Here is a 21,520-nt window from a genome sequence, read left to right on the forward strand (position 1 = left end):
TCCCTTTCACATCGTCCAGACCAGGCCGCTGTTACGCGTCCCGACTACCAACATAGCCGCTCGCTGCTGACAAAGGCCGGATTATCCCAGTGCAACCCGAATTGGTGGTGATATAGATCAGGGTTGACCAACGTCATAAACTGCTCACCATAACGCGCACCTGCCGCCGCCTGGATCGCACCGGCGTCCAGCAATGCCTGATAACCCTTGCGTGGCATCTGCACCAGATAAGGCTGCAGGCGGCGGGCGATGGCGGCGCAGCCTTCGGCGAACTCCAGCTCGCGCAGGGCTGCTCTGGCCTCGTCATCGAATGGGACGATCACCGGCAGTTGAAGGCTGTCGATCATGCGGAACTTGGTGGCCAAAGTCTCGTAGGGCAAGCCATCGAGCCGGCCTCTCTCAATCAGGCCGAGCAGGTTGCCCGCATCCAACTCCTCCGCACCCTTTTGCCAGTAGAGTAAGCGAAAATAACGCTCGATGGCCGCCATGGACAGGCAATCATCCGGGTGCAGTCGCATCACTTCGCGGGCGGCCTGGGCGAATTGCTTGAGTTCCTCAGGTGGCGCCCAGTCAGAATTAGCCGCGGCGAACACCAGCACCTCGCTTTCGGCCAGCGGCCGCTTGCCTTCGCGATTGCAGCGTCCCGCGGCCTGGGCGATAGAATCCAATCCGGCCTCGGCACGCAGTACCACAGGAAAATCCACATCCACCCCGGCCTCGATCAGCGAGGTGGCTACCAAGCGACAGGACTCCCCCGTTTTGAGCATCTGGCGCACTTCGGCCAGCACGTTGCTACGGTGCTTGGCGCACATAAGGGTGGTGAGATGACGGGCACCGGGCAACCCGGCAAGCGACTCATAGAGCGCACGGGCATGACGTCGATTGTTGACGATGCACAGCACTTGTTCACGCTTGGCAATCTGCTCGGTCAAGGCCGCATCTTCGAGCGGGCCCAGTGCCCGTACTCGTACCCGCTCCAACTCCCGGTACAGCCGCTGCGGCTCGGGCGCTAGCTCACGTACGTCCTGCAGCCCACCGATGAAATCTGGCGATTGCAGCGCTGGCTGCGTGGCAGTACAGAGCACCGGGCTACAACGGTAGTTGAGCGCCAACTCATCAAGGGCGGCAACGCAAGGGCGCAACAGCTTGAGCGGTAGGGTCTGCGCCTCGTCAAGAATCACCACGCTGCCGGCGATGTTGTGTAGCTTGCGGCACTGAGCGGGACGGTCGGCAAATAAGCTTTCGAAGAACTGCACTGCAGTGGTCACCACTATAGGCGCGTCCCAGTTCTCCATCGCCAGGTTCAGCTTCTTCTTGGCCTCCAGGCTCTGCCGGTGGTCATCAACGAAGGCGCTGTGATGCTCCAGCACTGCCTCTTCGCCCAAGGCCCCGAGTGCACGGCGGAATACCGCAGCGTTCTGCTCGACGATGCTAGTGAAGGGAATCACGTAGATCACCCGGCGTAACCCATGAGCCAGAGCGTGATCCAGGGCAAAAGCCAGAGAGGCCAGGGTCTTGCCGCCCCCGGTAGGCACCGTGAGAGAAAACAGCCCGGGTAGTTCGTTCGCCTTGCCGCGCACGCCGGCCAGTATCTCCCCACGAAGACGGTTAACCGGTGTATCTCCCTTGAACTCAGTCAGATGCCGATCAAGAGCTGCGCGTAACTCGGCCAAGGACGGCCGCGCTTGCTCACGAAGGGAGCGCCGTCCTTCGACGCGGTGGTAGAAGGCTTCGGTATCTAGATAGTCCGCATCAACCAAGCAAGAAAACAGCATGCGGCCAAGAAATGCCAACTGAAAGAAACCTCTTTCCGGCCGCGTTTTTAGTGGTGGTGGTTGAAGGCGCTCGGGCAGCACGATTTCCACGCACCAGGCCTCCAATAGCCGTGGCAGCCCAATCCCTTTCAGGCGGTCGACCAAGGCAGTTCGCTCACCAGCCTCGCGGCCATTGGCCAATCCGGTATGGTGGCCAGCGATACCGTAGGCTAGCAATTGGCCTAGCGCTCCATAGCGCTCTACCGCCAGCATGGCCCCACGAGTGGTGTGATCGACACGGATGGCATCACCCGCAATGCGCCGCTGAAACTCGTCGGTGTATTTACCCAAGTCATGCAACAGACCAGCAAGAGCAGCTAATTCACCGCCGCCGAAGAAGGCAGCCTTCTCTCCTGCCAAACGGGCAACAGCCTGTAGATGCTCGACCAGAGGCTGCCAATCGCTGCGATCTGCCTTTAAGGTGGAGTGAGCAAAAAAGTGAGTATCGCTAGCCTCCGCGTCCATAGGTGCGCTCCCTGCCAAGTCTGCGGATGTCGCATAACAATCTAATTGCTAGAGGCCATCACGCCAACTGTTCTCGTAGCCGAGCGTGTCCATAGCTTTGGATAGCAGTGTTTATAAACCTACCGAACAGCCCGCAACCTCACCCGAAAAAAGTCCCTCCCTCTCCTACCGAGTATTTTCTACTGCATCGGGCATGGTCCATCTGAGAGGTTGTCCTTGGCTTAGCGCGAGGACATCCATGAAACGCCCCTCCCCTGCATCAGTGATTCTTGGCTTCTGCTTGACGGCAATGGCCGGCCTGCTGGGCTACCAGCAGCACCAACTCATCCACTCTACTCAGGCGTGGAGAAAAACCTCGCTGGGCGGTCCTGGCTCGCTTGAATCGCGTCGACGAACACCTGGACACAGTGGATAACTGACACCTCGTCAGCGTCGTGGCGGATCGGGCAGAAGCACCGGGGGTGGGTGGTGTTCTTCGGCTACGCCGGCAGCTCGCAGATCACCTGCTTGCAACTGATGGCCAAGAAGATCGCTGTGGCTCAGAGCACGTCGGGAGACGTTCCCGAGTCAGGTCTCGACTCGTTGAACCAGGATGGGAATTCGGTGGAGATGGCGTTGGCACGACAACTCATTGCAGCATGAACTCATAGGCCACCTTTGGGTGGCCTTTTTTATATTTTTTTCTGTAATTTCTGAAGTCAGCTACAGAATTTTCCTACAATGCGGCAACACGCGAATGGAGAAAAATGTGGTATGACCTACTGCCAAATTTAAACTTTCTCAGCCTCTACTAATACATACTGCTTGAACACGCTCGTAAGTCAACTGAGGGTTGCGTGGAGGTAGCTTATAGCTTGCCATACACTTTCTCCCTTCCCAGCGAATAGACAAGATACCATCACTCTCAACTCCAAACACTAGAAGACGGGAGAGGTTGTCCACCATGCCGAGGGCTTTTCCGTTGTCATCATAGGCTTGTGCGCCGAATGGAATTCTATCGCCAGACTTCGTAGCCAACTCAAACTGAATACGGCGTCCTGTCTGTGCAGCGAAGGGTCTACTAACTATTGCGCCACGAGTAGGCACAACTACCTGAGAGGCTTCCTTTACCTCCAAGTCAGAGCTCAAAGTATCGCTACTCAGACCGACCCAGTTATAACGATATGGCTGCATATATGGAACTATCGCATAACCTAGCGCATCGGTGCGAATCGCCTTGTAGCCTGCAAGCCCCACGCCCGAGACACCAGGAATTTCTACTAGCCCGAAGGTTTCTCCAACTGGTTGACCAAGGGTGATACCTCCTTTATGGAGTACTACTGCTCCACTGGCGCCCCAATTAACTTGCTTCATGTTGGGGCCTTGACTATAATTTGCAGACAACTTTGCCTTAGGTGTATCTAGACCTACCCCTATACTTCCTGACTTTCCACCTATACGACCATACGCTGTCTGGGCACTATAACTAAGTGCACCATCCTCACTTAAGTTCCCAGATATTCCAGCATTCAGGCTAGAGTCGCCTCGCTGCGAGCTGATGGCATTAGTGTATAACTGCTGTGCACGACTCCCCACCCCAAATGGTATGCTGATAGAAGCCGTGAACTGAGTGTCTGGATGCCCATACTGTCGAGTTTCTTCAGTGCGGGAAACCGCCACGCTATAGCTCGCACTCTTAAGTGTGCTACTGAATCCTAACTGCAGCCGACGACTACTACCAGGCCGCCCCCAGTACGTAGTCTCTCCAGCAGTAAGGTAAACTGAGCTTCTTCTAAATAATGATTGATTGATGGTCACGTCGAGGCGACTCTTCTGGTGACCAGCATCAACGCTATTAAGATAACGCTGATCCGAAATATCATCAACATACTGACTGAGAGTCCGATAACCTTCAGTTGAATATCTGTACCCCACTACAGTAAAGCTAGTCTCCGTAGAGCCAATGGTTTTTGAGTAAAGCAACCGTAAACTCTGGCCACGAGAGACTCCATCTCGTTTACTATCTGAACGACTATGTGTTATGTCAGCAGACAAGCCACCAAATGATGTATTCAGTCCAAACCCTACATTACCTGCACTGTATCCTTCAGCCTTAAGCAGCCCTCCGAATCCGGTTACATTGGCAGAAATCCCATATACGGCGGAGCCTTCTAGTAAATTTACGGAAGGTTGCCCTTCATTACTATATTCACCAAGCGCCAAGCTGTAGCGAAAGCTCCCTTCACGTGCCATAACGGGAAGATATGAATAAGATTGGTTATAAGTTCGCTCACGGCCATCGGCCTCAATTATCTTTACATGCAAATCACCATTAGAGCCACTAGGGTAAATTTCTGTAATTTCAAAAGCTCCGGGTGGGACATTGGCAGAGTAGATAACGAACCCATTTTGACTCACTTCAACTGTAGCGTTTGACTCTGCAATACCACGCACAACCGGTGTGTAACTTACTTCATTATCAGGCAGCATCCCCATGTCTGTCTGTAGACGTACGCCACGAATACGAACACTGTCAAAGGCATCTCCCTGAGCAGATGTATATAGCTCCCCAATGGAGAAAGTACTCTTAAGCGAACGAAAATCACGCTCAGCATACGTCCTATTGCTGTTAAATCTATTTTGCGCGTTGGTTCCTCCAGTAAAAGACGAGTCGTTTCGCAAACGCCATCCATATATATTCAGACCATTTCGCAACCCAACGTAGCGATAATCGTTCTTCCCATCGTAACTTATACCTCTAGAGAAGTTCGCTTGATAATTCGAATAAACAGCAGCAATACCATCATCCCATAGAGTAGGATCAACAAAACCACTTGAGGACTTTCGCACATAGACTTGCGGGATGCTTAATCGCAGTGATAGACTGTTTACGTCAAAATCCACCGAAGCATCTCTAATTGCTTTAGATAAGTTTATCGTTGCATCATCATCAATCTCATCCGGAATAAGTCCATCTTTCTTAAGTCGTCCCACATCGACCCCCAGCCTCTTAAGAAGATGTACCGAAACAACTGGCTTGACTTTATTATCATGATCCTCAAAAGAAAAAACTATATCTTCTCGCCTAACTAAGACCTGATTAAGATACACATCAACCTTATAAACACCTGGCAGTACAGCGTTACCCATCTCAAAATAACTTAAATCAACAACACTCTTCCCCTCTCGCCCACTGAGAAACTCTTCATTGAACGCCAAGGCATTAGCGATAGCCGGAGCCCCTCCAATGAACGTGAGAGAGAAACGAAAACCAACAAACATTGAAAATCTAAATTTATTTTTTAAAACAGGCACAAGCACACCCTCTAGGCCAACTTAAAGCTGACCCCAAAGCCCCCAAGCCGGAGTATCAGAGATTAATTAAATTAGCTCTATGGAGTTCCAGCGCGCCATAATCATTTATCTTCTGGTACTCCACTCGCAACTCAGCCGTTGCCTCAAGTGATTTCAATGAGGAATTTTTCAAGGGAAAAAAAGAATTTGACTTCGGCGCTACCATATCCGCGTCTATCAAAAACTCAGATCCATTTCTCCCAACCAATTTAGCTTCGGCAAAAGATATATTGTATCCAGAGTTGTTTACCACTTTCACACCTGGCCTAGTTCCACCCAATTCTAGCTTCCACTTAACCAAGGCATCAGCTCCCTCAACAGTGCCAAGTAGTTTGTCTGGGCGATAAAAAATCTTGATCCGCTGACGCATAGCGATCTGCAAGCTATTTGCCGACTTGGCTTTCTGTGGAACCTCTTGAACATTCAACCAAAATAATGACTCTCTATCATCGGGTAGTCCCTGCCCCTGATATAGAACGCGCAATATCTGTTGTTTTTTTCCCTCAAGCACGCTGAGTGGCGGGGTTGTCACAAAGGGAATGTTCAGCTCTTTACTAACATCTCCTGCTTCCACCCAGGTTTGCAGCATGATAGCTTCAGAAGATTGATTCCTCACAACTATAGAAGCTTCTTGTGAGGGGGCCTGTAAGATCACCCGAGTACTATTTAAACTAATACCAGCTCTCGCTGATCCAAATACTAAAAGCACTATCCCGGCAAGCACCAGTCTAGAGAACACAGAATATTTCATGAAACTTATCGCTATAAAAGCGGGTAGGACAAACGCCCTACCCGGACCAACTTAATTATAGGTTATTGTAAATGGAAGTGTTCCATTAGCCGTACCTGCTTTAGGGGTAGTGCCGGACTTCACGTAAGCTGCCCGCAGATTCAGAGCAGCGCTGTATGTAGTAATATCTTTCCCCTCCTTATCTTTACCAGGAACCCCAACAAGTGGAGCGTCAATCGACTCGTTTGCCGAAAGGTTCAACAGCTTGCCATCGGAGTTATAGATACCAATACCCACGCCTGTAGCAGTACCTGTAACCTTGAGCAGACTGGCGTTGCTAGTATCAATACCGGATCCGCTAGCAGGGTCAAATTTAACCTTGACTGTAGTCAATCCAGTGCCAGTCTGGCCGCAATCCAGATTCAAGCTAATGTTATTGCCACCTACAATGGAGCCGCCAGCAGCCCCCCCCAAAGAGTCAAGACTGACTTTTCCCAGATCAACGTCAATGCTCTGATTTCCCGTAGCACCGCCTACCGACGTGCCAGTCCCCCCCGTCATGGAGCACGAAGCAGCAACAATACTACCTTTAAAGTTAATGACGCCGTCAGCAGCCATCGCACCACTAGCTACCAAGCTAAAAACTGCAGCAGCTAGTACTGCCTTCTTACTAATTTCCATTGATATATCCCATTAAATTTAGCTTTGCGTAAAAAACTCTTTCGTAGAGCGAGAGATATTCTCTCGCCCTACCCTCAGGATAACAATAAAGAAAGATCCTAGAGTACTGCATGATAGTTCCGATAAAGATGTAAGAATTTTCCTACACCCCTCCAGCGAACACACCAATTACTGCCTAAGAAGTTCCTAGGCCAGCTTAGCCATAAAAAGGGGGAAAGCACGACATGCTGCTTGACTGGCATGGTGTGAAACTGCCGTGAAGCAAAGGGAGAACTTTACAACGTCCAGCGTATATATTTTAGTTTCTGGAAGCCAGCTCAGCAGAAATTGCCCTTTCAAAAACTTCCATATTAAATTTAAGAAAATGGCCATCTCTGTAGATCTGCTCTAGATTCGAGTCCGGACTTGCGCAGGCCTTCTCAAGTCGCACGCAAGCCTTGACCAAGAATTCACTCCCTACGACCAAAGCCACCCCACGTAGCTTGGACGAAAATTCTCGCAACTCTGTCCTGTCTGGCTTTTTCAAATAGACCTGTAGTTTGGCATAATCTTCACGCCCACTTTCTAGTAATGCTGCCAATAAATCATATTGTGCAAGCCGCTCCCCCTTAGTCACGGCCTCCAAACATCCCCTATTAAAAAAAACCATATAAATGACTTCCAACAGAAAACAACCAATCAGACTAAATTATTTATAGTAGATGTCTAAAGATGCTGCTGCAGAGAAGCCGCCCAGTACAGCAGCATCTGTCATCCACTTCAGCCTTGCTATAAAGCGCTTAGACAGCATCAAGTCTCCGCTAGACTCAGACAAATCAAATGTTTGAAAAAAAGGTATAGCACTCCCCGACTCCTTTAGAATTGAGATACCAACAGAAGAGTTCTGAGCGGGTACAAGCGTGTACCCATCTGGAACGGACCCACTAACAGGTGTGAGCACAGCCTCAAGCGCATACACGCTGTTACACGTCTTAGAGATAATCACATCGAAAGGTTTATCAATGATTTGTTTTCCTGTTTTAGCACCTTGCGCTGACAAAAGGCCAAAATCAATAGTTTCTGGAAATACCCGCAAATTAGCCAAGCAACCTATGTATCGAATTTTGTCCAAACCAGAAACCGTCATTCTATAATTTTTCCCAGGCGCAGAGTTTATTCCCTGTTGCCCGTCAATTTGAAAAGCGGCATATGTAGAAAGCCCAGCTAATGGTCCATCTTTTCCGGCGCTAGCGGCTGCGGTAGACTTCTTGGCGATAAAAAAGTCAAAAGTAAAATTAAACTTGCTCTCGAATCCTTTACACATTGAGCCAATGCCTATACATTGTTCGGTACTTCCTAACTTAATACGGCATCCGGCTACCGAGCCACATGCATAGTCCCGCCCCCCGACACCAGCACCAAATTGTAGGTCTTCCCCAAGCTGCACCATATTGGGGTCTGTAGGACTTAGGTATATATATACATCTTCTCCTGTAGACCAACTACCTTCTTGGAAACAAGAAATTTTTATCGTACTCTTTGGAGAACGCCAGAGGATCTTTCCTTTCTGTTCATCAGTAGGAACAGCAATGGTAGTATTAATATTCACAACATCACTTGCAATAGTTCTATCCTTCAAGCAATTCAACGCATAGCTACTTTCCGAAACAAAGTAAAAAATCACACATAGCAGAAACCCTATATTTTTCACAAACTTTTCTCCACTTTAATCTTGACCTCTACTTCTTTACCGCTATCCCCGACCAGCCAGAGATCCACTTCCTGAACATCTCTAGCGCAAGTACTGCTCAAACCATCACGAGAAAAAGGAGCTACCATGACATGAGAAACTATTCCTTCACAGCTCCCCTTCTCATCAGAGAGCCGCACATTGGACAATGTAATAAAGTATGGGGAACTGTTCATTAGTTCTAAACCTCCATTTTTAATCGCCCGTACCGAAAGGTACTCCTTTAGGTATTGAGACTGAAAATCTATATTCGGCCTATAGAAAAGCTTATAATAATGGCGCAAAGCTATCTGGGCAGTGTTCTCACGTTTAGGCTTAGTAGGAACGTCGAGCACTCTTAGAAGAAAGTATGATTCACGATCTTTCGGCAGTCCTTTTCCTTGATAAAAAATCTCTACGGAACGCTGTGATAAGGCTGGTATAGCCAGGAGTGGCTTTGCTACGGCCAAGGGTACATCTTCACTCCGAGTCCCCCCCCAAACAATATCAATCTTAACCAGAGCATCTCGATCACTTGTATTCTCGAAGCCTAGTCTTACCCGATTCCCCTTATCAAATATAACGCGATTAGATCCGACTAAATGTACTTCAGAAAAAGAGCACAGGGGAATTGCGCCAAGCAATAAGAACACAACTCTTAACAACAACTTCATAAAACCACCTCACTAAAACTGCCTAATTTAAAAAAACAGCCTTAGCTTGTCTGTAGGAATTTTCCTAAAGGATATAGGAAAATTTCAGATGAAAGCCTGCAGCCAACGAAACTATAGAGCGTAAGAATTTTCACCAGATTTATAGGAAATTTCTTATTGCAGTTACCTCGTGCTCCCCATAGCTTCAGCGGCCCCATATAATCTTAGAAGCACATAAATGTACAAACTATTGATCGTCGACGATCATCCCGCGATACGCATGGCCATTCGTTTGCTATTCGAGAATGAAAATTACAGTATCATTGGGGAGGCCAGCAATGGAGCCGATGCTATATTGGCCACCCGAAGAAACTCTCCACACCTAATAATCTTAGACATTTCCATCCCTAAACTCGATGGACTGGAGGTTATCACTCGGCTTAAATCTCTAAGGTCTAAATCTAAGATTTTGGTCTTCACCCAGCAAAGCTCCGCGTTATTTGCCTCACGCTGCTTCCAAGCGGGCGCCATGGGGTTCGTTGAAAAGCGAGACAGCCCTTCCGAGCTTTTACTTGCAGCCAAAGCTGTTCTATCGGGATACGTTCATTTCCCAAAGGATGCTTTACGGAGTATCACTCGTCAGAGTGAGATTGATGATACACGCATGCTAGCCAGTCTAACCAATAGAGAAATGATCGTCCTGCAGCACCTAGTTAAAGGCACAAAGAACAAGGTTATTGCCAAAAATTTATTCCTAAGCGACAAGACCGTTAGCACTTACAAATCTCGAATAATGATAAAAATTAACGCTTCATGCCTAGCTGACATAATTGATTTCGCACGCCGACATGAACTTATTTAAAAAGCCCAACTCACTACTGAAACTATATTTAACTTAACCCACCCACCTTATTAAATCAAAAGTGAATAAGGCTGTTACAGGTAGGTCGGCCATTCTGGCCGACCTACCTGTAACAGCCTCCAGTTGTGAAACAGTCAATTCCCTTTAAGGGACGCGGTCCGAAAGAAAATCCCTCCCCCTCCTACCGAGTATTTCTTGCTGCATCGACGTTGACCGTCTGAGAGGTTGTCCCCAGCTCCGCACGAGGACACCCATGAAACGCCCAACCCCTGCATCAACGATTCTTGGCCTCTGCTTGACGGCAATGGCCGGCCTGCTGGGCTACCAGCAGTACCAACTCATTCAGCTCCGATCAGGCGTGGACAGTGCCGCGGAAAAGACCTCGCTAGAGGCGATCCTGGCGCGCTTGAATCGAGTCGACGAGCGCCTCGACGCCGTGGATGGACAGCACCTGGTCAGCAACGAGGACTTCCGCTCAGGCCAGCAGGCGCTGTCCAACCGCATTGACGCCGCGCAGGCCTTCGCCAAGCAGGCCTCCGATGCCGTCGAGAACCTGGCTCAAACCACCGCCTCGGCCGGCGATCTCCTGGTGCTCAAGGCAACCGTGGAGACCCTGGACGGTTCTGTCCGCACGCTGCAAGAGAAGCAGGCCAAGGCGCCGCCGCTGATCGTGCCAGCGCCAAAGCGCCCTATACCCGCCAAGCCCAAGCCGAGACCCAAACCGATGGAGCCTCCGCCCTTCTCGATCCTCGGCGTGGAGTATCGCGGGGGCGAACGGTTTCTGTCGGTTGCACCTCCGGGGTCCACCCAGCTCAGCCAGATCTACCTCATTCGCCAGGGCGATGCCGTCGCCGGCACGACCTGGCGACTGACCGGCCTTGACGACCGTACCGCGCACTTCGACGTCGCCGGCGCCTCGCGCAGCGTTCGCATCCAACCATAGGACCCCGCCCATGAACAGAACCGTATCGCTCCTGTCCGGCCTGGTGCTGCTGCTGAGCTATCCAGCAGTCGGCCAGGAGGCTGCGGCAAGCCGAGAGGCCAGCAGCCAGCTGTCCGGTAGCCAACTCGGCACGCTGAAACAGCAGACATCTCAGAGCGACCTGGCCCAGGAGTGGGGACTGAATCAACAGGAATGGATCCGCTACCAGACGCTCATGCAAGGCCCCCGGGGCGTGTACTCGCCTGGCATTGACCCGCTGACCGCGCTGGGCATCGAGGCGCGATCAGCAGAGGAACGGCGGCGGTATGCCGATCTACAGGTCCAGGCCGAACGGCGCCGGGTCGAGAAGGAACTCGCCTACCAGCGCGCATACGATGAAGCCTTCGCCCGCGCCTACCCAGGCGAGGGGGTGATCCGCCTCACCGACAGCAGCACGGCCAACCCGACGGGCGCCCCGAATATGAGCCCAGCGTTGCAGAGCAGCGGGCGCCTGGCCCTGTTCGTCCAGGACAACTGCACCGCCTGCATCCAGCGGGTCCGCGACCTGCAACAGCAGAACAAGGAATTCGATCTCTACTTCGTCGGTAGCCAGAACGACGCAGAGCGAGTGCGGCACTGGGCAATCCTCGCCGGCGTCGACCCGAAGAAGGTTCGCAGCAAGCAGATCACGCTCAATCATGACGAGGGCCGCTGGATGGCCCTGGGACTGGGCGGGGTCCTTCCCGCCCTGGTACAGGAGGTGAATGGCCGATGGCAACGTCTGTAATTCGCGCCCTCCAGCTGGCCGCTCTGCTGGTCTTGGCCAACATCGCTCAGGCCGCCGTGGATCCACCGCCGGCGTACAAGCAGATCGCCCTGCCCAAAGGGGTTCCGGCCGAGGTGCTCTACTCGGTCGCACTGACCGAGAGCAAGGTCCTGCTGCGCGGCGAATACGTTCCCTGGCCCTGGACATTGAACATCGCCGGGAAATCTTACTACTACGCGACCCGCACCGCCGCCTGCACAGCGCTACTCGCGGCGATCAACCTCTACGGGGCCAAGAGCGTCGATTCCGGCCTCGGCCAGGTCAATATCGGCTGGAACGGACATCGTTTCTCCAGCCCCTGCGAGTCCCTGGATCCGTACAAGAACCTGGACGCCACCTCCGACATCCTGATCGAGCAGCGGGACGCCCTGTATGCATCCGCCCCGGGAAGACCGGTGGACTGGATCCAAGTTGCCGGCCGCTACCACCGCCCCGCCGGCGGCGCGCCTGCCGCCAAATACCGTAGGACGGTATCCCGCCACCTTAGCCAAGTCCTCGGCGTCAACCTACTGGTGACCAATCCATGAAGAAGATCCTCGCCACGCTGGCATTTTGCACAGCACTCGCGACTCAAGCCTGGGCCGCCGGGCTGATCGTTGTCGAAGACCTGGGCGGAGCCTCAGCGCTCCCCTACTACCAGGGTCTGGATCCCCAGCCATCCGCTGCCGCACCAGGACCTGGCGACCTGGGTGTCCGTGGCTCAGGTGCATTTCCAGTTCGCTCGGCACGCCTTTCGCCAGGCCAAGTCCAGGGACGCGCCATCAACGCTCCAGGCCTGCAACCGCTGTTCCTGGTCGGCGACGACACGCTGTCTCGAACCTGGCTGAAAGAGCGAGGCGACGAGCTCCGAGGCCTCCAAGCCGTGGGCCTGGCAGTGAACGTGGCCAGCGAAGCGCGCCTGACGGAAATCCGGGCTTGGGGGGAAGGACTTCAGATATTGCCGGCGCCGGCGGACGACCTGGTCGACCGGCTCGGACTGCGGCACTACCCCGCCCTCATCACATCCACCGCCATCCAGCAGTAGGAGTCCTCATGACTACTCATCTGATCACCCTAGTCATCAAGCAGCCGAGCGACACTCAGGCACGCCAACTCATGTACCAGGGGTTGCTCGACCTGATCTCACGCTACGGCGGTGAGGTGGCGTCCAAGGCCTTAGAGGACGAGTCGACCCTCTGCGAGCTGCTGGAGCAGATGCTGCCTGATCATGAGGTAGAGCAAGCCAGGAAACAGGTGCTCGAACTTCATGCCAAGGGCCGCCGACCGGGCCGCCTGCAGGCGCCGGCAAGCCTGAAGGTGTAAGCCATGGCTGGCCAGTACCCGTTGGAAGCGCTCTTGCGGCCTGCCGTGGAGCTCTACACCACCACCGTGTGCTTCACCGCGGCCGCGCTCTGCATCGTCGCGCCGTGGACGTTCGCCCTCACTCCGCTGTTCGGCATCGTGGCCGCGCTGGGCTTCGCCTGGCTGGGTATCGTGCGGCTGAAGCAGGCCGGCGTGGTGCTCCGCTACCGGCGGAACATCCGCCGACTGCCGAAGTACACGATGACCAGTGCCGAAATGCCGGTCAGCAACGAACACTTGTTCATCGGTAAAGGATTTCGCTGGACGCAGAAGCATACGCAGCGCCTGGCAGATACCTACCTACCCCAGTTCGCCTCCTACGTCGAGCCCTCGCCGCTCTACGAGCGCGCGCGCCGGTTGGAGAAGCAGCTCGAGTTCGCCCCCTTCCCCCTGAAGCTGGTCGCCAAAGCCACTGCCTGGGACGTGGCCTGGAACCCCGCTCGGCCGTTGCCACCCGTGGGCGGTTTGCCTCGGCTCCATGGCATCGAGCCGCGCGAACAGGACGTAGGCCTGCAACTGGGCGAGCGCGTCGGCCACACACTGGTACTCGGCACCACGCGGGTGGGTAAGACGCGCCTCGCGGAGCTGTTCATCACCCAGGATATTCGCCGCACCCACTGCCGGGGCCGACGCCGGCGGGTGAAGATGGGCCGGCGGACCCAGACGGTTCACCACGGCCACCGGCGCCGGCGCGCAGAGGAGCAGCCGGACTACGAGGTGGTGATCGTCTTCGACCCGAAAGGCGACGCTGACCTGCTCAAGCGTATGTACGTGGAATGCGAACGTGCCGGCCGCCTGGACGAGTTCTACGTGTTCCACCTCGGTCATCCTGACCTGTCGGCACGCTACAACGCCGTCGGCCGGTTCGGCCGGATCTCCGAGGTCGCCACCCGCGTCGCCGGCCAGCTCTCCGGCGAAGGCAACAGCGCGGCGTTCCGTGAGTTCGCCTGGCGGTTCGTCAACATCATCGCCCGCGCGCTGCACGCGCTGGGTATCCGCCCTGACTACCAGCAGATCCTCCGCCACGTCGTGAACATCGATGCGTTGTTCGTCGAATATGCCCAGAAATACATCAGCGAGCACGATCCCAGGGCCTGGGACACGATCATCCAGATCGAGGGCAAGCTCAGCGACAAGAACATCCCGTTCAACATGAAAGGACGGCCCCTGCGGGTCGTGGCCATCGACCAGTACCTGACACAGAAACGCATCGCCGACCCGGTCATGGAAGGCCTGAAGAGCGCAGTGCGCTACGACAAGACCTACTTCGACAAGATCGTGGCCTCGCTGCTGCCGCTGCTGGAGAAACTCACCACTGGGCGGATCTCGGAGCTGCTTTCGCCCAACTACGCGGACCTCAACGATCCGCGGCCGATCTTCGACTGGATGCAGGTCATCCGCAAGCGCGCCGTGGTCTACGTCGGCCTCGACGCACTATCGGATACCGAGGTCGCCGCCGCGGTGGGCAACTCCATGTTCAGCGACCTGGTCTCGGTGGCGGGTCACATCTACAAGCATGGAATCGATGACGGCCTGCCCGGCTCACTCGCCGGCGGCAAGGTCCGCATCAACCTGCATGCCGACGAGTTCAACGAGCTGATTGGCGACGAGTTCATCCCCATGGTCAACAAAGCAGGCGGCGCCGGTGTGCAGGTGACGGCCTACACCCAGACCATGAGCGACATCGAGGCCAAGATCGGCTCCCGCGCGAAGGCCGGTCAGATCATCGGCAACTTCAACAACCTGTTCATGCTGCGGGTGCGCGAGACCGCCACGGCCGAACTCCTGACCAACCAGCTCCCCAAAGTCCAGATCTACACCAGCACGCCAGCGAGCGGCGCCAACGACGCGATCAACAACAAGAAGGCAGCCTTCACCTCCAGCTCGCACGACCAGGTGCAGATGACCAGCGTGCCGATGCTCGAGCCGGCCCACATCGTTGGTCTGCCCAAAGGACAGGCGTTCGCGCTACTCGAGGGCGGCAATCTCTGGAAGATCCGAATGCCGCTGCCGGCGGTCGATCCCGACGAGGTGATGCCGAAAAGCCTGCAGGAGCTGGCTGCCGGTATGCGCAAGGGCCAGGCCGCCAACAGCGAGTGGTGGGAGGCGCCGGGATACTCCGCCCTGCAGGATGGTCTGCCCCAGGACCTGGTCGACGATTTCCGTCACCTCGGCGCCGATGAGGATGCCGCCTGATGGCTGAAGTCACTCAACGTGCAGAGCAGCAACAAGAGAGCCAGAAGACCCTTCTCGGCACCATCATCAGTACGCCCTTCCAATTTCTCGGCGTGATGTTCGGGTCGCTGATCGGCACAATCATCGTGGAGTGGGTTTGCCTGTATTTCTTCTGGCCTGACGCGGGCTGGAAGCATGCCCAGGCCATGTTCGAGTACGAACTCAGTTGGCTGTCGCAGGGGCTGCTACACAGCGTCGTCGTGCAGGAGCCAGGTCGAACCGCCACCTGGCTGGCCCAGTTGGCCTATGACTGGTTGTTCGTGAAGACCGGGATAGTCGACTGGATGACCAACATGACCACCATCGCGCAGGCAGGGCCACGGAGCCCGCTGGACGTTCGCTATCTCACCGCCCAGGGTGTCTCCACGCTGCAGAACTACGGCCTGGCCGCGCTGTACACGGTGCTGACATTCGTCGTGCGCCTGGTGATTCTGGTCATGACGATCCCGTTGTTCCTGATGGCCGCGTTCACCGGCCTGGTGGACGGCCTGGTGCGCCGGGACCTGCGCAAGTTCGGCGCCGGCCGGGAGTCCAGCTACCTCTACCACAAGGCGCGCGGCAGCATCATTCCGCTAGCGGTCGTCCCTTGGACGCTCTACCTGGCAATCCCCATCAGCATCAACCCCTTGCTCATCCTGCTGCCCTGCGCCGCGCTGCTCGGCGTAGCGGTATGCATCACAGCTTCCACCTTCAAAAAGTACCTGTAGGAGACCCGCCGTGCAGTGGACTCACGAACAGTCACCGATCATCCAGTCGAAGGCATCGAAGATCCTGGTGCGGGCCTTCGCCGGCACTGGCAAGACCACCACCCTGGTGGGCTTTGCCAAGGCGAACCCTACCCTGAGAATCCTCTACCTCTGCTACAACAGCTCGGTGGAAAAGGCCGCGAAGGGCAAGTTCCCCCGCAACGTAGTGTGCAAGACCGCCCACAGCCTGGCTCATGCGGTGTACGGCATCCAGTACGCCCACAAGAAGACGAAGAACCTGCGTCTGACCGATATCGCCCGCGGACTCGATACCCAAGACTGGGAGTTGGTACGTGACGTGCTGGCCACGCTGAACAACTACATGGCCAGCGCCGACGCGGAACTCGGCCGACCGCACTTCCCGCGCTTCCGCGACAAGGCGTTCCTCACCAGTGCCCAGGAACGCTTCCTCAAGCAGGGCCTGGACATGGCGCGAGTAGTCTGGAGGCGCATGGTAGATCTCCAAGACACCAGCATGCTGATGCCCCATGACGGCTACCTGAAGCTGTATCAACTGAGCAAGCCCGATTTGAGCCAGCGCTTCGACTGCATGCTCCTGGACGAGGGACAGGACATCAACCCAGTGATCGCGGACATTGCCCACTGGCAGCGCATCAAAATGGCTATCGTCGGCGATCCCCATCAGCAGCTCTACCGGTTCAGAGGCGCGGAGGATGCCCTGAACAGCGACTGGATGGTCGGCGCCGAGGAGCACTACCTGACCCAGAGCTGGCGGTTCGGCCCCGCGATTGCGCACGTGGCCAACATCATCCTCTCCTACAAGGGCGAGACACGGAAACTTCAAGGACTGGGCCCGCAGACGCTGGTGAAAAAGTCCCTCCCGGCGGACCTTCCTCACCGCACTTTCATTCACCGCACCGTTATCGGCGTCATCGAAAATGCCCTGCAGCGTGTGCGCAATAATCCGGCGCCCAAGTTCTACTGGGTAGGCGGTATCGACAGTTACTCGCTGCGCGACCTGGAGGATCTGTACGCATTCAGCCGAGGCCTGCGCCAAAACGTCCAGAACAAAAAGCTGCTCCGGGACTACCGCGACTACACCCAGTACGTTGAGATCGCCGAGATCAGCCAGGACAGTGAAATGCTGCGCTCGATCAAGATCATCTCGACCTACCCTGATCTACCGGCGCGGATCCTCGAGCTTCGCTCACTGACGCTTGACGATGAGCTGGACGCAACGATCACCTTGACCACCGCACACAAGGCCAAGGGGCTGGAATGGGATTTCGTCTGCCTGTATGACGACTTCAACGCGGATCCACTGGCCCCTGACACGGACCCGGGCAAGCGTGACGATGAGCTGAATCTGATTTACGTCGCGGTGACCCGCGCGATGAAGATCCTCGCCATCAACAGCCTGGTGCTGTCGATCATGCAGCGGTACGTGGACGACAGAAAGCTTAAGGAGTTGGTGAACGTTGAAAGATGAAGCAAAAGCCGGCGTCACCTTTGCCAGCCAGCAGAACGGCTGGCCGCTACCGGTCGATTCTGTTGAAACAGTTGCCTCAGCGGCAGCTAGCCGGTCAGAGCGCTACTCCCAACGTGACAGGTAGGCTATTGCCGCTTCGGTCGACTCGGAGCAGATCGCCTCGCTGATGTGCCCCTCCGCCAGATAGCCATAGCGCATGCAGGCGAAAGCAATTTCGACCGTCAGGGTGGCTGCATCCGGCTGTTGCGGAAGCTTCTCGAATGCCCCCGCTGCCTGGAGGAACTCGCGCAGAAGCGATCCGATCATCGAGTCCTTCTCCTGGTGAGCCTGGCGGTCGGTGGGGGTGAAGTTGCCGCGCATCAGAAGCGCAGCCGCTGCGGGGTGGGCGTTGTAGTAGTCCACTACGCCGCGAACGACCCTGCCAATCGCGGCTCTCCAGTCCTCCTTCGCCTGCGGCTGCATCGAGACGATCAACTCCCCTATGCGCTCCATCTGCAACTGCGCCAGATGGGCGAAGAGCACGTACTTGTCGGGGAAGAACTGGTAGATGCTCGCCCGCGGCACCCCGGACAGCTTGGATATCTCCGGTATAGACGCAGCATCAGGCCCGACTTCGCTCAGCAACTGCTCCGCCGCTTCCAGTACTTTCATGACGCGCGTCTGCGAGCGCTCCTGCTGCGGCAGGCGGCCCGCCCGTTTGCCCTTGGAGGGTGTCGACGGTACTTGCATATTGTTAAAATCAGACATATGTTATGTTTAAAAGGCGACAAATGTCATCTTTATAAATTTCCCTACCGATCCTGTCCAGCGCGAGAACCTCGATGAGCTACGTAGAACAGACCCAATGGCAAGCGATCCAGGCTTTCCTTCCACCTGCTTACCGCATCGATGCCACCAACGCACCGAAGGAAGAGCACTGGTCTTGGCGCGGACACCAGGTGCATCTGGATCGTTATGCTAACGCTGCGGCGCCGGCCAAGGTGATTCTTTTCCACGGCGTCGGCACCAACGGACGACAAATGTCCACTATCGCCGGCCTGCCCCTGGCGCGCCAAGGATTGGAGACCGTCGCCATCGACATGCCCACCTACGGTGAGACGAAGGTCGCTGCTGGCGCGAAGGTCCGCTACGATACTTGGGTGGAGCTGGCCAGCGATTTCATCGAGCACGAACGCAGCAGAGATCGGCGGCCGATATTCCTCTACGGGCTCAGCGCGGGGGGCATGCTCACCTACCACGTCGCAGCGCTGAACGGTCACGTCGCCGGCATCATTGGCATGACCTTCCTCGATCAGCGCGTGGCACACGTCAGAGAACAAACAGCGCTGTTTCCGCTGATGGGGCGTTTGGGGATTCCCATGATCCACGCGGCGGCGCACACGCCCCTTGCTGGTCTGAAAATGCCCATGTGGCTGGCCAGTAAAATGCACACGCTTGTCAACGACAAAGCCGCGCTCAAGGCCTGCCTGAAGGACCGCACCTCGGCTGGCAACTGGGCCAGCTTGCGCTTCCTCAGCTCCTACCTGAGCTACGCGCCGACCATCGAACCAGAAGCCTTCAAGGTCTGCCCCGTGCTGCTGACTCAACCGGCCGCGGATCGCTGGACTCCCCTTACCCTTAGCCAGCCGTTCCTGCAACGCCTGCGCCACGTCGAAGTAACGACGTGCCTGCTTGACAACGCTGGTCACTACCCATTGGAGGAGCCCGGCCTGGAACAGATGAATGCGGCGATTCTGGCATTCATCCAACGGACCCTGACCGGGAGTGAATGCGGATTCCGGTCTCCGGATGAACCATAGTGCGTTTCGCCAGTATCAGCTCTCAAAAGCAGGGCATTGGAGAACCGCGATATTGGCAGGCTGTGTGCAATATTTTTGAGGGTGGTGACCGAGCCTCCTTAGAGCGCGAGCGCAGATACCGTTTCCGCTGGGACGATGCCCTAGCCGAAGGTACGCCAGGATGATTGCACTGGACCAGTTCGCGGAAAGTACAGGAGAGGGCCGAGGCTCAACTGCCATGCAGGACACTGTTAAAAAAAATGGCCGCCAAATAAGTGAACGTCGTGGAATACGTTGTACGTGAGAAATGCAGCCTATACGACTATAGAAACTATTAATCGCCATGCCCCATAGTGTCGAAAGCAGTCCCAGACGGTAGGCGGCTATCGACACTAGCCAGTCGTGCGGGACGGCATGGATGACGCCGCGAGATAGAACGAACTCCAACAGCGCACGTTGCACAGGCTGTCAGCCTCGCCGATAGTCACACTGAACGATGGGATATGTTCATTCAACCGAAGCCTACCCCAGAAAATCCAAGGTACCCAGGCCGGGTATTTTCGATTGAAGCCCTCCCCTGCCCCTGAAACTGTGCGGTTTTCCCCGAACCGATCCAGGAGCACACCATGAGCATAAAACAGTCCTTCGAATACCATGTCGAGAACATCGTCATTCCCTACAAAACCCTCACCAAGGGCGTCGCGATGTTCAAACACAAAGAAGACACCATGGAACCCGACGACCACGCCTTGCTCAACCCTCTGCGCTGGGCCGAGGTCGTGCGTCTGGGCCAGGAAGGCTGGGAGCTGGTGAGCGTTCAGCCACTCATGCGGGGCGTAACCGAGATCGGTAATCATAACGCCCAAGGCTGGGCTTGGGGCGTCGCTCTGCCCGTCAGCTACCTGCTGTTTTTCAAGCGCGCAACCTCATAAAAAAATACCCCGGACCCGCGCCGAGTATTTCTTGCGGAATGGAATCAGGGCGATCGGCAAGCTGATCGCACCCTGATCTGCAAGAGATTCGCCGTGAACACTCCACATCCATCCCTTCGCCGAAGCTGCCTGGCCGTCTTGGCCTGCAGTGCGCTGGTCGCACAGGGAGCTTTCGCAGCGAGCGCCTCCGAGCAGGCGAACCTGGAGGTGATGATCCGGCAGCTCAACGCCCTCGAGGACACCGCCCGCCGCAGTGCCCAGGGCGCCGATGAGCCCGGACAGCGCTTCTACTTCGACTACTCACGCCTGGCCGCTGACCTGCAGCGCATCCGCCAAGGCCTGCAGGACTACATGACCCCCAGCCGCGCCCAACCGCGTGACCCTTCAGACCTATCTGGGAATTACACCCTGCGCGGAGGGCCGATGCCGTGAGCATGAGCGGAGCCCAGACATCAGCGTTCCAGGCCGCCGCTGGCTTTCCTCCATCGGCCGGCGAGGGGCTGTTCATTGGAGCAGCGATGACCTTCCTTCTGCTGTGGTCCGCCTGGGCGATGTACAGCACCTGGCGCGGCTGGGCCACCAACAACCTCGACAGCGCCACTGCCGGCGCTTCCGCGATACGGATCTTGGTCCTCCTCGGCATCACCTCTTTCTTCCTCCTCAGCTGACCCATACGGAGACACTCATGCTGAAATTCACCTTCCAGAAACTGTCCGCCCTCTGCCTGCGCCTGGCTGCCATCTCTTTGGCACTCCCAGGTGTCGCCTTGGCTGCACTCCCCAAACCCGAGGCCCCTAGCCGTGGGGAAGGGTCGGGGATCATGCAAACCATTCAGAACTTCGGCTATGACGGAGCGATGCTCCTCGCGCTACTCATCTGCGTGGCCGTCTTTCTGGGAGTCTCCTGGCATACCTACGGCACCTATCACGCCATCCATGATGGGAAGAAGAAGTGGTCGGATCTCGGGGCAGGCGTGGCCGTAGGCATCGGCCTGCTGATCTTGATCATTTATCTCGTCACCAAAGCCACCACCATCATGTAAGG

22 protein-coding genes and 2 pseudogenes are annotated in these 21,520 nt (G+C 55.7%); 16 read left to right on the forward strand and 8 right to left on the reverse strand.

Going from position 1 to position 21,520, the window contains the following annotated elements:
- Positions 1–44: 44 nt before the first annotated feature.
- Complete coding sequence (locus LT948_RS17215) at positions 45–2,279, reverse strand: CRISPR-associated helicase/endonuclease Cas3 (RefSeq protein ID WP_023104938.1); 2,235 nt, start codon at positions 2,277–2,279, stop codon at positions 45–47.
- 238 nt (positions 2,280–2,517) lie between these two features.
- Between LT948_RS17215 and LT948_RS17220 the strand changes: the two are divergent.
- Positions 2,518–2,692: pseudogene (locus LT948_RS17220) on the forward strand (methyl-accepting chemotaxis protein); the annotation flags it as partial.
- 19 nt (positions 2,693–2,711) lie between these two features.
- A pseudogene (locus tag LT948_RS33265) lies at positions 2,712–2,921 on the forward strand (hypothetical protein); the annotation flags it as partial.
- A 138-nt stretch (positions 2,922–3,059) separates the two neighbouring features.
- On the opposite strand, the gene LT948_RS17225 reads toward LT948_RS33265, so the two are convergent.
- From LT948_RS17225 to LT948_RS17250, 6 genes are all read right to left on the reverse strand, one after another.
- Positions 3,060–5,573 carry a fimbria/pilus outer membrane usher protein gene (locus tag LT948_RS17225; RefSeq protein ID WP_373565233.1) on the reverse strand — a complete coding sequence of 838 codons (2,514 nt, stop codon included), beginning with the start codon at positions 5,571–5,573 and terminating at the stop codon, positions 3,060–3,062.
- 55 nt (positions 5,574–5,628) lie between these two features.
- A complete protein-coding gene (locus tag LT948_RS17230; RefSeq protein WP_023104727.1) occupies positions 5,629–6,363 on the reverse strand; it encodes a fimbrial biogenesis chaperone in 735 nt (244 codons plus the stop codon).
- 51 nt (positions 6,364–6,414) lie between these two features.
- Positions 6,415–7,023, reverse strand: coding sequence for a fimbrial protein (locus LT948_RS17235; protein ID WP_218816347.1), 609 nt, complete (start codon positions 7,021–7,023; stop codon positions 6,415–6,417).
- Positions 7,024–7,321: 298 nt separating this feature from the next.
- The gene (locus LT948_RS17240; protein WP_209038463.1) at positions 7,322–7,639 is read right to left on the reverse strand and encodes an Hpt domain-containing protein; all 318 of its coding nucleotides are present in this window, start codon (positions 7,637–7,639) and stop codon (positions 7,322–7,324) included.
- Positions 7,640–7,711: 72 nt separating this feature from the next.
- Complete coding sequence (locus LT948_RS17245) at positions 7,712–8,713, reverse strand: fimbrial protein (protein WP_023104728.1); 1,002 nt, start codon at positions 8,711–8,713, stop codon at positions 7,712–7,714.
- Entirely contained in the window at positions 8,710–9,405 is a 696-nt protein-coding gene (locus LT948_RS17250; RefSeq protein WP_023104729.1) for a fimbrial biogenesis chaperone, read from the reverse strand. Before LT948_RS17250 ends, LT948_RS17245 begins: the two co-directional genes overlap by 4 nt.
- Before the next feature lie 217 nt (positions 9,406–9,622).
- On the opposite strand from LT948_RS17250, the gene LT948_RS17255 reads away from it, so the two are divergent.
- The 9 genes from LT948_RS17255 to LT948_RS17295 all read left to right on the forward strand — a co-directional run bounded on the left by LT948_RS17255 (position 9,623) and on the right by LT948_RS17295 (position 17,766).
- On the forward strand, positions 9,623–10,246 hold the full coding sequence (locus tag LT948_RS17255; protein ID WP_023104730.1) for a response regulator transcription factor: 624 nt from the start codon (positions 9,623–9,625) through the stop codon (positions 10,244–10,246).
- 253 nt (positions 10,247–10,499) lie between these two features.
- Positions 10,500–11,189, forward strand: a complete 690-nt coding sequence (locus LT948_RS17260) for a hypothetical protein (protein WP_023104731.1) — start codon at positions 10,500–10,502, stop codon at positions 11,187–11,189.
- 10 nt (positions 11,190–11,199) lie between these two features.
- On the forward strand, positions 11,200–11,955 hold the full coding sequence (locus LT948_RS17265; RefSeq protein ID WP_017001402.1) for a TIGR03759 family integrating conjugative element protein: 756 nt from the start codon (positions 11,200–11,202) through the stop codon (positions 11,953–11,955).
- On the forward strand, positions 11,940–12,521 hold the full coding sequence (locus tag LT948_RS17270; protein ID WP_023104732.1) for a hypothetical protein: 582 nt from the start codon (positions 11,940–11,942) through the stop codon (positions 12,519–12,521). Before LT948_RS17265 ends, LT948_RS17270 begins: the two co-directional genes overlap by 16 nt.
- Positions 12,518–13,018, forward strand: a complete 501-nt coding sequence (locus LT948_RS17275; protein WP_031628582.1) for an integrating conjugative element protein — start codon at positions 12,518–12,520, stop codon at positions 13,016–13,018. The genes LT948_RS17270 and LT948_RS17275 overlap by 4 nt, the downstream gene beginning before the upstream one ends.
- 8 nt (positions 13,019–13,026) lie before the next feature.
- Positions 13,027–13,296, forward strand: a complete 270-nt coding sequence (locus tag LT948_RS17280; RefSeq protein ID WP_023104734.1) for a hypothetical protein — start codon at positions 13,027–13,029, stop codon at positions 13,294–13,296.
- A 3-nt stretch (positions 13,297–13,299) separates the two neighbouring features.
- The gene (gene traD, locus LT948_RS17285; protein WP_209038465.1) at positions 13,300–15,531 is read left to right on the forward strand and encodes a type IV conjugative transfer system coupling protein TraD; all 2,232 of its coding nucleotides are present in this window, start codon (positions 13,300–13,302) and stop codon (positions 15,529–15,531) included.
- A complete protein-coding gene (locus LT948_RS17290) occupies positions 15,531–16,277 on the forward strand; it encodes a TIGR03747 family integrating conjugative element membrane protein (RefSeq protein WP_023104736.1) in 747 nt (248 codons plus the stop codon). The genes traD and LT948_RS17290 overlap by 1 nt, the downstream gene beginning before the upstream one ends.
- Positions 16,278–16,287: 10 nt before the next feature.
- Positions 16,288–17,766: a UvrD-helicase domain-containing protein gene (locus LT948_RS17295; protein WP_023104909.1), complete on the forward strand. Its 1,479-nt coding sequence runs from the start codon at positions 16,288–16,290 to the stop codon at positions 17,764–17,766.
- A gap of 102 nt (positions 17,767–17,868) precedes the next feature.
- On the opposite strand, the gene LT948_RS17300 is transcribed toward LT948_RS17295, so the two are convergent.
- Positions 17,869–18,417, reverse strand: coding sequence for a TetR/AcrR family transcriptional regulator (locus LT948_RS17300; RefSeq protein WP_161565335.1), 549 nt, complete (start codon positions 18,415–18,417; stop codon positions 17,869–17,871).
- Between the two features lie 170 nt (positions 18,418–18,587).
- On the opposite strand from LT948_RS17300, the gene LT948_RS17305 reads away from it, so the two are divergent.
- The 5 genes from LT948_RS17305 to LT948_RS17325 all read left to right on the forward strand — a co-directional run bounded on the left by LT948_RS17305 (position 18,588) and on the right by LT948_RS17325 (position 21,518).
- On the forward strand, positions 18,588–19,565 hold the full coding sequence (locus LT948_RS17305) for an alpha/beta hydrolase (protein ID WP_023104911.1): 978 nt from the start codon (positions 18,588–18,590) through the stop codon (positions 19,563–19,565).
- A gap of 605 nt (positions 19,566–20,170) precedes the next feature.
- A complete protein-coding gene (locus tag LT948_RS17310; RefSeq protein WP_063305772.1) occupies positions 20,171–20,476 on the forward strand; it encodes a hypothetical protein in 306 nt (101 codons plus the stop codon).
- Positions 20,477–20,569: 93 nt separating this feature from the next.
- Entirely contained in the window at positions 20,570–20,908 is a 339-nt protein-coding gene (locus tag LT948_RS17315) for an integrative conjugative element protein, RAQPRD family (protein WP_016561610.1), read from the forward strand.
- Complete coding sequence (locus LT948_RS17320) at positions 20,905–21,144, forward strand: TIGR03758 family integrating conjugative element protein (RefSeq protein WP_003125330.1); 240 nt, start codon at positions 20,905–20,907, stop codon at positions 21,142–21,144. Before LT948_RS17315 ends, LT948_RS17320 begins: the two co-directional genes overlap by 4 nt.
- A gap of 17 nt (positions 21,145–21,161) precedes the next feature.
- Positions 21,162–21,518 carry a TIGR03745 family integrating conjugative element membrane protein gene (locus LT948_RS17325; protein WP_023104913.1) on the forward strand — a complete coding sequence of 119 codons (357 nt, stop codon included), beginning with the start codon at positions 21,162–21,164 and terminating at the stop codon, positions 21,516–21,518.
- Positions 21,519–21,520 lie beyond the last annotated feature (2 nt).

It is taken from the genome of Pseudomonas sp. CP-1 (genome assembly GCF_021213715.1).
GTDB lineage: Bacteria > Pseudomonadota > Gammaproteobacteria > Pseudomonadales > Pseudomonadaceae > Pseudomonas > Pseudomonas aeruginosa.

Bases quoted from the DNA above. Each gene is read 5' to 3' on its own strand.
- LT948_RS17290 (WP_023104736.1), top strand. From the start codon at position 15,531: ATGGCTGAAGTCACTCAACGTGCAGAGCAGCAACAAGAGAGCCAGAAG.
- LT948_RS17255 (WP_023104730.1), top strand. From the start codon at position 9,623: ATGTACAAACTATTGATCGTCGACGATCATCCCGCGATACGCATGGCC.
- LT948_RS17235 (WP_218816347.1), bottom strand. From the start codon at position 7,023: ATGGAAATTAGTAAGAAGGCAGTACTAGCTGCTGCAGTTTTTAGCTTG.
- LT948_RS17260 (WP_023104731.1), top strand. From the start codon at position 10,500: ATGAAACGCCCAACCCCTGCATCAACGATTCTTGGCCTCTGCTTGACG.
- LT948_RS17325 (WP_023104913.1), top strand. From the start codon at position 21,162: ATGCTGAAATTCACCTTCCAGAAACTGTCCGCCCTCTGCCTGCGCCTG.
- LT948_RS17305 (WP_023104911.1), top strand. From the start codon at position 18,588: ATGAGCTACGTAGAACAGACCCAATGGCAAGCGATCCAGGCTTTCCTT.
- LT948_RS17280 (WP_023104734.1), top strand. From the start codon at position 13,027: ATGACTACTCATCTGATCACCCTAGTCATCAAGCAGCCGAGCGACACT.
- LT948_RS17265 (WP_017001402.1), top strand. From the start codon at position 11,200: ATGAACAGAACCGTATCGCTCCTGTCCGGCCTGGTGCTGCTGCTGAGC.
- LT948_RS17310 (WP_063305772.1), top strand. From the start codon at position 20,171: ATGAGCATAAAACAGTCCTTCGAATACCATGTCGAGAACATCGTCATT.
- LT948_RS17215 (WP_023104938.1), bottom strand. From the start codon at position 2,279: ATGGACGCGGAGGCTAGCGATACTCACTTTTTTGCTCACTCCACCTTA.
- LT948_RS17230 (WP_023104727.1), bottom strand. From the start codon at position 6,363: ATGAAATATTCTGTGTTCTCTAGACTGGTGCTTGCCGGGATAGTGCTT.
- LT948_RS17300 (WP_161565335.1), bottom strand. From the start codon at position 18,417: ATGAAAGTACTGGAAGCGGCGGAGCAGTTGCTGAGCGAAGTCGGGCCT.
- LT948_RS17275 (WP_031628582.1), top strand. From the start codon at position 12,518: ATGAAGAAGATCCTCGCCACGCTGGCATTTTGCACAGCACTCGCGACT.
- traD (WP_209038465.1), top strand. From the start codon at position 13,300: ATGGCTGGCCAGTACCCGTTGGAAGCGCTCTTGCGGCCTGCCGTGGAG.
- LT948_RS17250 (WP_023104729.1), bottom strand. From the start codon at position 9,405: ATGAAGTTGTTGTTAAGAGTTGTGTTCTTATTGCTTGGCGCAATTCCC.
- LT948_RS17270 (WP_023104732.1), top strand. From the start codon at position 11,940: ATGGCAACGTCTGTAATTCGCGCCCTCCAGCTGGCCGCTCTGCTGGTC.